The 13,440-nt window shown below is 56.8% G+C and carries 9 protein-coding genes; 4 read left to right on the forward strand and 5 right to left on the reverse strand.

What is annotated here, in order from left to right; all coding sequences use genetic code 11:
- Positions 1 to 168: 168 nt before the first annotated feature.
- The gene (locus PGR23_RS12200; RefSeq protein ID WP_063415741.1) at positions 169 to 927 is read right to left on the reverse strand and encodes an SDR family NAD(P)-dependent oxidoreductase; all 759 of its coding nucleotides are present in this window, start codon (positions 925 to 927) and stop codon (positions 169 to 171) included.
- Positions 928 to 1,045: 118 nt separating this feature from the next.
- On the opposite strand from PGR23_RS12200, the gene PGR23_RS12205 reads away from it, so the two are divergent.
- The 3 genes from PGR23_RS12205 to PGR23_RS12215 all read left to right on the forward strand — a co-directional run bounded on the left by PGR23_RS12205 (position 1,046) and on the right by PGR23_RS12215 (position 4,678).
- The gene (locus PGR23_RS12205; RefSeq protein ID WP_047047817.1) at positions 1,046 to 1,945 is read left to right on the forward strand and encodes a LysR family transcriptional regulator; all 900 of its coding nucleotides are present in this window, start codon (positions 1,046 to 1,048) and stop codon (positions 1,943 to 1,945) included.
- A 107-nt stretch (positions 1,946 to 2,052) separates the two neighbouring features.
- Entirely contained in the window at positions 2,053 to 3,084 is a 1,032-nt protein-coding gene (gene yhjD / locus PGR23_RS12210; RefSeq protein WP_045397187.1) for an inner membrane protein YhjD, read from the forward strand.
- A 271-nt stretch (positions 3,085 to 3,355) separates the two neighbouring features.
- Positions 3,356 to 4,678: an MFS transporter gene (locus tag PGR23_RS12215; protein ID WP_045397190.1), complete on the forward strand. Its 1,323-nt coding sequence runs from the start codon at positions 3,356 to 3,358 to the stop codon at positions 4,676 to 4,678.
- 49 nt (positions 4,679 to 4,727) lie between these two features.
- Here the strand turns inward: PGR23_RS12215 and PGR23_RS12220 are convergent, their stop codons facing one another.
- A complete protein-coding gene (locus PGR23_RS12220) occupies positions 4,728 to 6,779 on the reverse strand; it encodes an AsmA family protein (RefSeq protein ID WP_396279324.1) in 2,052 nt (683 codons plus the stop codon).
- 194 nt (positions 6,780 to 6,973) lie between these two features.
- Here PGR23_RS12220 and PGR23_RS12225 point away from each other — a divergent pair, with 194 nt between their 5' ends.
- On the forward strand, positions 6,974 to 7,903 hold the full coding sequence (locus tag PGR23_RS12225) for a sugar kinase (protein ID WP_045397203.1): 930 nt from the start codon (positions 6,974 to 6,976) through the stop codon (positions 7,901 to 7,903).
- 235 nt (positions 7,904 to 8,138) lie between these two features.
- Here the strand turns inward: PGR23_RS12225 and PGR23_RS12230 are convergent, their stop codons facing one another.
- From PGR23_RS12230 to hmsP, 3 genes are all read right to left on the reverse strand, one after another.
- Positions 8,139 to 9,638 (reverse strand): M16 family metallopeptidase, encoded by a 1,500-nt coding sequence (locus PGR23_RS12230; protein ID WP_045390815.1) that lies wholly within the window; start codon positions 9,636 to 9,638, stop codon positions 8,139 to 8,141.
- 209 nt (positions 9,639 to 9,847) lie between these two features.
- Positions 9,848 to 11,134 carry a dicarboxylate/amino acid:cation symporter gene (locus PGR23_RS12235; protein WP_015369244.1) on the reverse strand — a complete coding sequence of 429 codons (1,287 nt, stop codon included), beginning with the start codon at positions 11,132 to 11,134 and terminating at the stop codon, positions 9,848 to 9,850.
- Positions 11,135 to 11,289: 155 nt separating this feature from the next.
- Positions 11,290 to 13,296: a biofilm formation regulator HmsP gene (hmsP, locus tag PGR23_RS12240; RefSeq protein WP_047047804.1), complete on the reverse strand. Its 2,007-nt coding sequence runs from the start codon at positions 13,294 to 13,296 to the stop codon at positions 11,290 to 11,292.
- Positions 13,297 to 13,440 lie beyond the last annotated feature (144 nt).

The raw sequence follows: 13,440 nt of genomic DNA on the forward strand, positions 1-13,440 counted from the left end.
TAAGGAATTCCTTAATTAAACGGACAGCTAAGCGGAAAATAATATTATTTCCGCCAGTGTAATCCACTCGCGAAAAATCAGCGATATGCATGAGGAAAAAGAGTGTTACGGAATAATAAAACGCACAATATGAAGGCGCCCTACGCTATTATGCGCAGGGCGTTCTCATTACAAAAACATTCCGCCGGAAACCTCAATGCGCTGAGCGTTCATCCAGCCAAGCTCGTCGCTCAGCAACGCGGCGATAGCATCGCCGATATCATCCGGCAGACCGACGCGTCCCAGCGCCGTCTGGGCGGCAATATGCTGGTTAAGCTGGGCATTATCACGCACCGCACCGCCGCCAAAGTCGGTTTCAATTGCCCCGGGAGCGATAATATTGACCGATATCCCGCGCGCGCCGAGCTCTTTGGCCTGATAACGGGTTAATACCTCCATCGCGCCTTTCATCGCCGCATAAGCGGAATAGCCCGGCAGCGCAAAACGCGCCAGCCCGCTGGAGACGTTCAGAATGCGCCCGCCATCTTTAATCAAAGGCAGCAGCTGCTGGGTAAGGAAGAACGGTCCCTTAAAGTGGATGCTCATCAGCTCGTCAAACTGCGCTTCGCTGGTCTCGCTAAACGGCGCAGTCAACCCGATGCCGGCATTGTTCAATAAATAATCGAAGCTATCGCGCTGCCACTTCTCCTTCAGACATTGCGTCAACTGTTGCGTAAAGCCAGCAAAACTGGCGCTATCGCCGACGTTAAGCGGTAATGCTGCTGCTTTCGCGCCTGTTTGCTCAATTTCGCCCACCACTTCCAGCGCCGCCTGCTGGTTACTGTGGTAGGTCAGAATAATATCGGTTCCCTTGGCCGCCAGCTTCAGCGCCGCGTTTTTTCCCAGACCGCGGCTGCCGCCGGTCACTAAAGCGATACGTTGTGTCATCAGAAACCTCTTCGTCATTACGTGTGTGTGAATAAAGAGCTTATTAGCAGACGCAGTAACAATAAATGGGCTAAATTACGTTTTACTGTTTCAGTATTAACAACAATAGGCAGTAAGTATGGATAAAATTCACGCAATGCAACTCTTCATCCGCGTCGCGGAGCTGGAGAGTTTCTCTCGCGCCGCCGATACCCTTGGGTTGCCCAAAGGTAGCGTATCGCGACAGATCCAGGCGCTGGAAAGCCATCTCGGCGCCCGCCTGCTCCACCGCACCACCCGCCGGGTGCAGCTGACTCAGGACGGCATGGTCTATTACGAACGCGCCAAAGACCTGTTAAGCAATATCGAAGAGCTGGATGGTATGTTTCAGGGCGATCCGTCGAGCATCAGTGGCCGCCTGCGTGTCGATATGCCGATCAGCGTCGCCAAAAAACTGGTCATCCCGAAACTTCCCGCGTTTTTACAACAGTATCCCGGTATTGAAGTCGAACTGAGCAGTAGTGACCGGCTGGTCGATGTGGTGCGCGAAGGTTTCGACTGCGTGATCCGGGTGGGTACGCTTAAAGACTCGGGACTCATCGCCCGCCCGCTCGGCAAGCTCACGCAAATTAACTGCGCCAGTCCGCATTATCTGGCGCGCTTCGGCTACCCGGAAAGCCTCGACGATCTGGCGGATCATGCCCTGATCCACTATGCCAGCAACTTCGGCGCGCGGCAGTCAGGTTTTGAGGTCGTCAGCGACGGCGTCGTGCGCTGGGTCAAAATCGGCGGCGTGTTGACCGTCAATAGCACCGAAACCTACCAGGCCGCCTGTCAGGCCGGGCTCGGCATTATTCAGGTTCCGCGCATTGCGGTACGCGAACCGCTGCGTACCGGCGAGCTGGTTGAGATCCTGCCGCAGTACCGCGCCGAACCGATGCCGGTGTCGATTATCTATCCACATCGGCGTAATCTCTCCCGCCGCGTACATCTCTTTATGGAGTGGCTGGGCGGATTGATGAAAGGTTATGTCGATTAATCGGCGCGGGTCGTCAACACCCGTCGGGCCGATGGGCGCCTGCAAGATGCGTCGTTTAAGGTATACTTTTGGCTGAATATCGCTGTAAAGAAAGGAAGAAATCACTTATGACGCCGGAAAACGACGATCGCCAGCCGCCACAGGAAACGGACCAGCTGCCGGAGAAAAACAAAAGTACGCTCGCCGCCATCAACGATTCCGCCGTTGGGCAGAAAGCTAACCAGGCGCTGAAAACGGTCACCGGAACAGCGGCGAAAGTCCAACGAAATCCGGTGATAGCCCACCTGCTGCGCGCCGCCGAGCGCTTCAATGACAGGCTTGGCAATCAGTTTGGCGCGGCCATTACCTATTTCTCATTCTTGTCGATGATCCCGATTCTGATGGTCTCGTTCGCCGCCGCCGGTTTCGTACTGGCCTGGCATCCGACCCTGCTGCAGGACATCTTCGATAAAATTCTGCAGAACGTCAGCGACCCGACGCTGGCGGCAACGCTTAAAAACACCATCAACACCGCCGTGCAGCAGCGTACCGCCGTCGGGCTGGTCGGCCTGTTGGTCGCGCTCTACTCCGGTATTAACTGGATGGGCAACCTGCGTGAAGCGATTCGAGCCCAGTCGCGCGACGTGTGGGAACGTACGCCGCAGGATCAGGAAAAAATCTGGGTAAAATACTTCCGCGATCTGATCTCGCTGATTGGCCTGCTGGTCGCGCTGGTGATCACCCTGTCGATTACCTCCGTCGCCGGATCCGCGCAGCAGATGATCATCTCCGCGCTGTATCTCGATTATATTGAATGGCTTAAACCCGCATGGCGCCTGATTGGCCTGGCGATTTCCATCTTCGCTAACTATCTGCTGTTTTTCTGGATCTTCTGGCGATTGCCGCGCCACCGTCCACGCCGCAAAGCGCTGTTCCGCGGTACGCTAATTGCGGCGATTGGCTTTGAGATTATCAAAATCGTGATGACCTGGACGCTGCCGGCGCTGGTGAAATCCCCATCCGGCGCCGCCTTTGGCTCGGTACTGGGGCTGATGGCCTTCTTCTACTTCTTCGCCCGTCTGACCCTCTTCTGCGCCGCGTGGATTGCGACCGCAGAGTATAAAGACGATAAGCGGATGCCGGGGAAAACCCACGATTAAAGTCATTATCGGGCTGAATAAAGACGCAAAATTCAGCCCGACCTATCATTTCAGCAGATAAATCCAGTGCGTAACTTTTATTTAACCTAAAACTGGTTTTATTCTCTAATATTTTAATTATGTGAAGCATTTCATAGAAGATATTTTCTCAGGGCGAAAATTATCCGCTTTTTGCCTGTTTTTTGCGCAATGGCGAGTTTTGTTACAGATTGAAATGTCTCTTTTGCTGTGGCTATATGGCTTTTCGTTCGCTCAAAAATAAGAAAGATCTATGCAAGCCACAGCCACTACTATCGACAACGCGCAAGACGCCACGCCGGTTAACTCGCGTAATAAAGTCGTCGTCGCCTCGCTCATCGGCACCGCCATTGAGTTCTTCGACTTCTATATTTACGCCACCGCCGCGGTTATCGTCTTCCCCCATATCTTTTTCCCACAGGGTGATGCCGCCGCCGCGACGCTCCAGTCGCTGGCGACGTTCGCCATCGCCTTTGTCGCGCGCCCGATTGGCTCAGCGCTATTCGGCCACTTCGGCGACCGTGTAGGCCGGAAGGTCACACTCGTCGCCTCGCTGCTGACCATGGGGATATCCACCGTGGTCATCGGCCTGCTGCCGGGCTATGAAAGCATTGGCATTCTGGCGCCGATGCTGCTGGCGCTGGCGCGCTTTGGTCAGGGTCTCGGCCTGGGCGGCGAATGGGGCGGCGCGGCGCTGCTGGCGACGGAAAACGCTCCGCCGCGCAAACGCGCGCTATATGGCTCCTTCCCGCAACTGGGGGCGCCAATCGGCTTCTTCTTCGCCAACGGCACCTTCCTGCTGCTGTCGTGGCTGTTGAGCGACCAGCAGTTTATGGAATGGGGCTGGCGCGTGCCGTTCATCTTCTCTGCGGTACTGGTCATTATCGGTCTGTATGTTCGCGTGTCGCTGCATGAAACCCCGGTGTTCGCCAAAGTGGCGGCGGCGAAAAAACAGGTCAAAATCCCGCTGGGTACGCTGCTGACTAAGCACGTACGCGTGACCGTGCTCGGCACCTTCATCATGCTGGCGACCTATACCCTGTTCTATATCATGACCGTTTACTCCATGACCTTCAGTACCGCTGCCGCGCCGATTGGTTTAGGTTTGCCGCGTAACGAAGTGCTGTGGATGCTGATGATGGCGGTCATTGGTTTTGGCGTGATGGTGCCGGTGGCGGGCCTGCTGGCGGATGCCTTTGGCCGTCGTAAGAGCATGATCATCATCACCACGATGATTATTCTGTTCGCGCTGTTCGCCTTTAAACCGCTGCTCGGTTCCGGCAACCCGCTGCTGGTCTTCGCCTTCCTGCTGCTGGGCCTCAGCCTGATGGGGCTGACCTTCGGCCCGATGGGCGCGCTGCTGCCGGAGCTGTTCCCGACGGAAGTACGTTATACCGGCGCCTCTTTCTCCTATAACGTGTCGTCGATCCTTGGCGCGTCGGTCGCACCGTATATTGCCGCCTGGCTGCAGGGCAATTACGGCCTGCCGGCTGTCGGTATCTACCTGGCGGCGATGGCGGCGCTGACGCTTATCGCCCTGCTGTTGACCCACGAAACCCGCCATCAATCGCTGTAAGCTGCAGGCCCTGACGCTGTTGCCGTCAGGGCCATCACTCATCCCATCCTTACTTTTTCATCTGTGACAAAATCGTCCGGCACTGATTCGCCTCGCCTTCCGCCGGCGAGATCAGCGCCAGTAAAGCGGCCGCCGGCGTAACCAACGTCGCCAACGCTGCCGCCACCGCGCCGCGGGCAATCAGCGGCCCGGCTTTCACCCCGGCATCCGGCGATTTAAATGTGCCGCGCACGTACAGCGGCGAGCGCAGGGTAATCACCCGCAGGCCCTTACTTTCCGGGTCAACGGTCAGATCCAGCTGTTCAGAGGCAAAGCTGGCGGTGCCGGTCACGTTAATCAACGCGTTCTCGGTATCGAAGGCGAAAATTTGCGGTCGCGCCACGCCGTTGACCACATCGATATTAGCCGCCGCACAGTTCACCCGAACCTCCTCATCGCCGAAAATCTGCCCGATGATAAAATTACCGACATTTAAGCCGAGAATTTCCATCAGGTTGCGGCTAATCAGACCATCATTCATCAGCAGCTTAAGGTTGCCGTTGCTGTTGCCAAGCAGCGCCGCCACCGAGTTACCGCTGCCGCGCAGTTGCACATCGCCGCTCATCTCACCGAGCGTTTTCTGCATCATCTCGACGTTCGGCATCAGCGCCTTAAGCTTAAGCCGCCGCGCCTGAAGATTGGCCTCGCCCTGTAGCGGTTTTTTATCGCCCTGCAGATGCACGCTGCCGGCAATCGAACCGTTGGCCAGGCCAAAGCGCACCGGCTGCAGGCGCAGGTCGCCGCGTTCAAGAATAATATGGGTCGCCAGGTCGCTGATGGGCAGAGTACCGCCGTGTTCGATTCGCCGCCCCTTGAAGCGCACATCGGCGTCCATCACCTGCCATTTATCCGTCTCAAAGCGATCGGCCGGCAGGACTTTCCCCGCCGGCTGTACGGCATCGCCCGCTTTACGTGATGAGGATTTCTTCGCCCCGCCGCCGGAATCAACGCCAATCAGCGGGCCGAGGTCCGCCAGCCGCAGCTGTTTAGACTCCAGATCGCCGGTGAGCTTCGGTCGCGGTTTGCCGGTGGTATAGGTCAACGAACCGTGGATATCGCTGTCGCCAATCCGGCCGTTAAAGTCGCGATAGGCAAAACGCATGCCGTTTTTGTGCTTAAAGTCGGCGCGCAGGCGGCCATCGGTGGAAAAGGACGGCGTTTCCGGCAGCAGAACGCCGGTCAGATCGTAGAGGTCGCGCAGCGAGTCGCCGGCGAATTTCAGCCGCAGATCGAGCCCGCCGACGTTAAGCGGATCGCTGACCGTGCCGCTAAACGCAATCCGGGTATTACCAGAGTGAAAATCCCCTTGTAGCGGGAACGGCGTACTATCGCTACGCAGCGCCAGCATGCCGCCAATTTTGCCGCTGCCGCTCAGCGGCTGGCCTTTATAGCGCCCCTTCACCGACAGGCCAAAGATATAGTCGCCGGCTTTTTTCGCCTGCGCTTTGTCGCCCGCACCGGTAACTTCGCTAAACGGCAGCGCTTTGCCGAGCGGATCGACCACGATCGCGATATCGCTGCGGGTTACCTTATCGTCAATGGCGATGTTACCGCGGTCGAAGAGAATATTATCAAGGCGGAAAGACCAGGCCGATGGCGGGTTGGCTTTTTCGGGTGCCGGGTCAGAAGCTAATTTAAAGGTCCAGTTATTGCTGTTTTCCGTCAGCCTTATCAGCCGGACGTCAGGCTGTTCGAGCTTAATCCACGGCAAATAGACCGTTTTGCTCAGCAGCGCCAGCGGGGCCAGCGTCGCTTCCACGCGCGGCAGATGCACCATCGTCACTTGCGGAATGTCGGGTGGGTTACCCAACACGATATCTTCGGCATGCACGTGCGGCCACGGGATCCAGCTGCGCCAGCCGCGCTCCTCGGGCTGTCGCTCCCACACCACGCCAAGGTCGCCGCGAATGGCGAATGGCCGATTGAGTTCGGCGGAGACTTTCTGATTGATCGTCGGCTTGAGCCGGTTCCAGTCAAAGGTCGCCAACACGATGAAAAAAAGAACGATTAACAGCACAATCGTTCCCGAGATAATAGCAATCGTTTTACGGGTTCTGGTCATCCCCTCTCCGCTCCTTTTGCGTCTCGTCACTCCTCACTATAGTTGAAGAGCGGAGATTCATCCGCCAAATGCGCTTTTCGTCACATTTTGCGCGTCAGGTCAAAAAATAATGGAACGATGTTTTAATATGATTGACCCTGCCGGGTGCCCAGCGCAAACTACCGCTAATTTCGATTCAATTTCAGGTCAGCACTATGTCTAAGAAAATTGCCGTGATTGGCGAATGCATGATTGAACTGTCAGAGAAAAACGCGGCGGTGAATCGCGGTTTCGGTGGCGACACCTTAAACACATCGGTCTACATCGCGCGCCAGACCAGCGCGGATGCCCTTAGCGTGCACTACGTGACCGCGCTGGGCACCGACACCTTCAGCCAGCAGATGCTGGAATCCTGGCAGGGCGAGCAGGTAAAAACCGATCTGATTCAGCGCATGGCTGACCGCCTGCCTGGCCTCTACTACATTGAAACGGACGAGACCGGCGAGCGCACCTTCTACTACTGGCGCAACGAAGCGGCGGCCAAATTCTGGCTCGAAAGCGAGCGCGCGGACGCCATCTGTGAAGAGCTGGCGACCTTTGATTACCTTTATCTGAGCGGTATCAGCCTCGCCATCCTCAGCCCGTCCAGCCGGGAAAAGCTGCTCACGCTGCTGCGCGAATGCCGCGCTAACGGCGGGAAAGTGATTTTCGATAACAACTACCGTCCGCGCCTGTGGGCCAGCCAGCAAGAGACTCGCCAGGTGTACCAGCAAATGCTGGAATGTACCGATATCGCTTTTCTGACGCTGGATGATGAGGATGCGCTGTGGGGAGCGGTACCGGTTGCCGAGGTTATCGCCCGTACCCACGCCGCTGGCGTCGAAGAGGTGGTGGTGAAGCGCGGCGCCGACTCCTGTCTGGTGGCGATTGCCGGCCAGCCGCTGCTGGAGGTGCCCGCGGTGAAGCTGGCGAAAGAGAAAGTGGTGGATACCACCGCGGCGGGCGATTCGTTCAGCGCCGGCTATCTGGCGGTGCGCCTGACCGGCGGCGACGCGGAATCCGCGGCGAAACGCGGACACCTCACCGCCAGCACGGTTATCCAGTATCGCGGGGCGATTATCCCGCGCGAAGCGATGCCGGACTAAGCTCCGATTCCCCCTGCTTGCGCTGCGCTTAGCAGGGCTACCAAATCGTACAGTGCTGTAGCCCCGGTAAGCGGTAGCGCCACCGGGGATTTTGAGGCCACCAACCGCGGCAGTTTCAGTAGCCATGGGGACAGAGGTAGAGTTAACAACTCCAGCTCGCAATGGCACGAACCGTAGGCCGGATAAGGCGTAGCCGCCATCCGGCGCAAAAGCGGATCCGCACCCGCTTCCTGTGTTACTGCGCTGGAGGAATATCCGTCGCCTCATTATGCGCATCAGCCGCATCCGGCGTGGCGCTCACCGCCGCAGCGGGCGCTGGCGCCATCAGTTTTTCCCACGTCGCTTTCAGATCCTTCATGTTGTACTCCGGCTCGCCTTTCGGCTGCTGCAGCACCAGCGCCATATCCTGCGATAACTGCTGGCGCAGATACTGGTTCAACATGTCGACCGTCAGTGAATTGAGGAACTCCTGGCGCAGTTTCTGATACTGCTCCGGCGCGATATCCACCACCTGATTTTGCAGCGAACGCATGCGTTGGCTAATCAGAATATCGGTATCCGTGCGCGCATAGGTAGCGAACAGCTTTTGCAGTTCGAGGTTTTTCTGCGCAATCAGCGCATCAAACTCTTCCTGCGGCAGGCCGTTGTCGCGCACCTTCGCCAGCTCGCGCGATACCGCGCTCAGGTTGGCGTTCAGGCGTTCGCCCGGCGAGTCGATATTGATTGCGCACTGGGCGCGCTGGTACAGCACGCGGCAATCAAAACCGAGGCCGATATCTTTTACGTTGCTTTTGCTCAGGTTCTGCTGCACATGCCAGAACAGCGCTTCCCGAGCCAGGTCATCGCGCCAGTAGCGCTGCAGCGCGGCGGAATCGCGGATCGGCTGCCATGGGGAATCCCACATGATCGACAGCTTATCCTGACGCACGGCATCGGTCATGATGCTGACCGGCGTAGCCGGCAGAGGTGACAGCGTTGGCACCGCCGCCGGCGTCTCGCGTTTACCTTTCAGTTCGCCGAAGATTTTGTTGATTTGCTCCGCGACGCTGCGGCTATCGACGTTGCCGACGACAATCAGCGTCATCGCGTCCGGGGTGTACCATTTCTGATAAAATTCTTTCAGCTGTTTAATATCAACCGGTTGTTTCAACGGCGCCGCCGGATCGTGGCCGAGCATCGTCGAGCCCTTCAGGCGATAGCGCCACCAGCCTTCCTGAGTATCCAGCGGCCAGGTCGCCACCATATCGCTGCCCTGCAGCGCATGATTGACCGCTTGCTGGGTGATGCTCAACTTACCGTTAGCATCCGCCAGCCAGTTCAACGCCTCTTTAAGCAGGTCGTTGCGGTTGTTCGGCAGGCTCAGATTAAACAAGGTGAAATCGTACGAAACGATCGCCGGCGGCAGAGGACGCTTCGGGTCAATACTCTGCTGCCACAGCGAACGCGCCTGCATCGTCGGGAGGCTGCCGCTTTGGGTCAGCGCCAGGCGCGGAATGAAATGACTGAAGCCGCTCTGCTGAGTGCTTTCGCTCAGCGAGCCAATATTCACAGCCAGGCGGACTTCGACGCGATCGCTAGGACGCTGCGGCGTGGCCAGTACCTGCCACGAAAAACCGTTCGCCAAAGTCCCCTGTTGCCAGGCCGGGTCCGGCTGGAGCGCTTCTGCCTGCACAGAACCGGCCGTCGCTATCATCAGCAAACCACCGGTTAAGAGTCGAATTTTTGTGCCCTGCATGTGAACCCCTGATGAACATTCCTGGTTACATAGGCAACCCATCGTCGGATTGCCGAAAAAGGTGGTGAATCAAATACGTCGGTTAGACCACGCGAAGGCGAAAATGTCACATGAAGACGTAAAATAATCATGAGGTATCATTCCCCCAGAAGGGGAATGATACCTAATTTTGCGCAGGAGCCCATAGTTCATGGGCATAACATGAGGAATTACGAGGATAATTCTTGTGATTTGTCCGCGGGAACGCGGTTATTCAACACATCATCGAGCTGTTTGGCATCGAGTTCTTTCACCCATTTCGCGACGACCACGGTCGCCACGCCGTTACCCACCAGGTTGGTCAACGCGCGCGCTTCCGACATAAAGCGGTCGATACCGAGAATCAGCGCCAGACCCGCCACCGGCAGATGCCCCACCGCGGAGATGGTTGCCGCCAGTACGATAAATCCGCTACCGGTAACGCCCGCCGCCCCTTTCGAAGAGAGCAGCAGCACCACCAGCAAGGTAATCTGATGGAAGATATCCATATGGCTATTGGTGGCCTGGGCGATGAACACCGCCGCCATCGTCAGGTAGATGGAGGTACCGTCGAGGTTAAAGGAGTAGCCGGTCGGTATTACCAGCCCCACCACCGATTTGCGGCAACCCAACTTCTCCATCTTATCCAGCATTCGCGGCAGCGCGGACTCCGAAGAGGAAGTACCCAGCACAATCAGCAGCTCTTCGCGGATATAGCGAATGAACTTGAAGATGCTAAAGCCGGTGGCCCGCGCGATAGAACCCAGCACCAGCACCACGAACAGAATACAGGTGATGTAGAAGCAGATGATCAGTTGGCCCAGCTGTACCAGAGTACCGACGCCGTATTTACCGATGGTAAATGCCATGGCCCCGAAAGCACCGATCGGCGCCAGGCGCATAATCATGTTAATGATGCCGAAAATGACCTGCGAGAAGCTTTCAATGACGTTGAAAATCAGCTGGCCTTTGCTACCTAAACGATGCAGCGCAAAGCCAAACAGGACGGCAAACATCAGTACCTGCAAAATATTACCGCTGGCGAAAGCGCCAATCACGCTGCCCGGGATAATATCGAGTAAGAAGGCGACAACACCCTGATCTTTAGCCTGCTCGGCGTAGACCGCCACCGCATGCGCGTCCAGCGTCGCCGGATCGACGTTCATGCCCGCGCCGGGTTGCACCACGTTGACAATGATAAGACCGATAATCAACGCAATGGTACTCACCACTTCAAAGTAGAGTAACGCCACCGCACCGGTACGACCGACGGCCTTCATGCTTTCCATTCCGGCAATCCCTGTCACAACGGTACAGAAGATAACCGGAGCAATGACCATTTTAATCAGTTTTACGAAGGCGTCGCCGAACGGTTTCATCTGCGCGCCAAGTTCCGGGTAGAAATGGCCCAGCAAAATACCGATGGCTATGGCCGATAAAACCTGGACATAGAGGCTTTTGAAGAGAGAGAGTTTCATAGGGTGTCCTTTGGGAATAACCACAGACAATGAAAGGTTATCTGTGTCTGTGGCTTAAAAATAACACCCTGGAAACATTTCAGAAATAAGTAACCGCGAAGTTGCAACGGAATTGTTAAAATATTTGAGCTGACTCGCACAAACAACTAAAAATGTTACAAACTTGCATCATCCTTTTCAGCGTGCAGGAAGCGCTGCATAAAGCTTTCCAGCGGTAAGGCGCAACCAAACAGGTAACCCTGAGCGATGTCCACCCCCGCCGCTTGCAACCATTTCAGCTGTTCTTCTTTTTCGACGCCCTCAGCGACAATCCGCAGCTTGAGCCCGCGTGCGAGCTGAATTATCGCCGGGACCATGCTGGTATCATCCGGCACCATATCAATAAACGCCTTGTCGATTTTCAGGATATCCACCGGCAGCGATTTCATATGTTGCAGCTGGCGCAACCCGGCATAACCCATGCCGAAATCATCCAGCGCAATGCGCGTACCGGCGTCGCGCAGCGGGCGCAGCAGGGCAATCACCGCCTGCGGATCGTCAAGACGGCGGCTTTCCGTCACCTCCAGCACCAGCGTGCCCGGGGCGATACGGTAGCGTTCAATGAGCGCCAGTAGCTCAACGCCGCGCTCGGGATGCAGCAGTTGCAGGAGAGAGACGTTCACCGACAGCGGCAGCATGATCCCTTGTTGCTGCCAGGCTGCCAGTTGACGGCAGGCTTCTTCCATTACCCAATAACCTACCGGCACCATCAACCCGCAGTTTTCAATACGCTCGATCAGATCGCACGGTAGCGACCAGCTGCCATCGGCCTGTCGCTGACGCAGCAGAACTTCCGCACCGCAAATATCGCCGCTGGCAATATCCACCTGCGGCTGGAACCAGATGGCGAACTGCTGATTATCGAGCGCGGTGAGGATGTCATGCTCTTCCATTAACCGGCGCTGGGCTTTTTCCATCTGCTCAGGGTCAAAGAACTCGATCTGATTTTTACCCTTACGCCGCGCCGTCACCGCGGCGGAAACCGCACGGCGATAGAACTGCTCGGCATTCAGCTCGCTATTAAACATCGCGATGCCAACGCTGGCGCAAGGGCGCAGCTGGACACCGTGCAGCGGCAATCGCTCGCTAATAGAAGTGAGCACTCGCTTACTTAGCGACACCGCTTCCCAAGGCTCGCTAAGTCCGGGCGCGTAAATGGCGAAATCGTAACCGCTCACCTGCGCCAGTACCATATTGGCCGGGATAACCGCTTTTAGTTTCTCGACCAGCGTTAAGAGCAGCATCTCGCGCTGGCTCTCTTTCAGGACGCCCGCGGCATCTTGCAGGGTTTCACACGCCACCACCAGCAGCGCCGAAGGCTGCGGACGGGTCGCGGTCTGCTCCAGCATCGCCATCAGAAAGGCTTTGTTGGGGAGCTCAGACACCGGAAAACGGGTCGATTGCAGCGATAGCTCATCATGCTGGCGCAACAAGGACTGCTGATTGCGGTTGTAGCAGCGCACCAGCATGCCGATTTCATCGTCCTGGTGCAGTCGCGGTAGGCTCAGTTGATGCCCGAGACGATCCTGAGGCGGAATATCGTTGAGCTCGCGAGCGATGGCGCGCAGCGGGCGAACAATCAGTCGGTTGATGCACCAGGTGAGCGCTACCGTTAAAACCAGCACCAAAAGTAAGTAAGTAGTCACTAACGTCGCAAGCGCGCTCATGACGAATTTGTACATGCGATAGGAATCCGCCTGCAGCACCAGATAAGCCAGCGGCTGCGGGTTAGCCGGACGTTCCAGCGAGTAGATTGGCAGAGATATCTGCACCGGCAGTTCAAACAGGCGAGTGATCATCACCGGCACCGGGCGTTCGGGAATAAAGCGCATCCGCAGCGCCTGGAATTGATTCGGTAGCACCACATCCGCCCGGCTGACGATGCCAGCAGGCTGAATGCGGCCCAGAATGGCTTCCGCTTCGGGAATGTCGGCTTTCAAAATTGCCGCCGACAGCGGTTCGCGAACGGAACGGGCGATACTTTCTAATTGCGTGGCCGTGGTATAGCGACTCTGTTGCACAAAGTGAAACAGTAAAATGGAACAAAAGACCAGGACAAACGCCATGGACACGCTCGCGACCATCGCCATCTGTTTAATTGTAAGTGAGCGGCTGACGCGCAACTGTGTTCTCCACTGAAACTGAACGACTATCCGGCGAGATCCATCACTACCGGTCGTTTTCAGGCTGATTATATACGCAAATTGTTCGCTCTCGCCCGCAAGACGGGTTCTTCCCGAAAGCGGCGGGCGAGGTACGGCGAGTAT

It is taken from the genome of Klebsiella sp. 141162, from assembly GCF_050600755.1.
GTDB lineage: Bacteria > Pseudomonadota > Gammaproteobacteria > Enterobacterales > Enterobacteriaceae > Klebsiella > Klebsiella aerogenes.

Excerpts from the sequence above, each read along its gene's own strand:
- PGR23_RS12200 (WP_063415741.1), bottom strand. The coding sequence starts at position 927 with ATGACACAACGTATCGCTTTAGTGACCGGCGGCAGCCGCGGTCTGGGA.
- PGR23_RS12205 (WP_047047817.1), top strand. The coding sequence starts at position 1,046 with ATGGATAAAATTCACGCAATGCAACTCTTCATCCGCGTCGCGGAGCTG.
- yhjD (WP_045397187.1), top strand. The coding sequence starts at position 2,053 with ATGACGCCGGAAAACGACGATCGCCAGCCGCCACAGGAAACGGACCAG.
- PGR23_RS12215 (WP_045397190.1), top strand. The coding sequence starts at position 3,356 with ATGCAAGCCACAGCCACTACTATCGACAACGCGCAAGACGCCACGCCG.
- PGR23_RS12220 (WP_396279324.1), bottom strand. The coding sequence starts at position 6,779 with ATGACCAGAACCCGTAAAACGATTGCTATTATCTCGGGAACGATTGTG.
- PGR23_RS12225 (WP_045397203.1), top strand. The coding sequence starts at position 6,974 with ATGTCTAAGAAAATTGCCGTGATTGGCGAATGCATGATTGAACTGTCA.
- PGR23_RS12230 (WP_045390815.1), bottom strand. The coding sequence starts at position 9,638 with ATGCAGGGCACAAAAATTCGACTCTTAACCGGTGGTTTGCTGATGATA.
- PGR23_RS12235 (WP_015369244.1), bottom strand. The coding sequence starts at position 11,134 with ATGAAACTCTCTCTCTTCAAAAGCCTCTATGTCCAGGTTTTATCGGCC.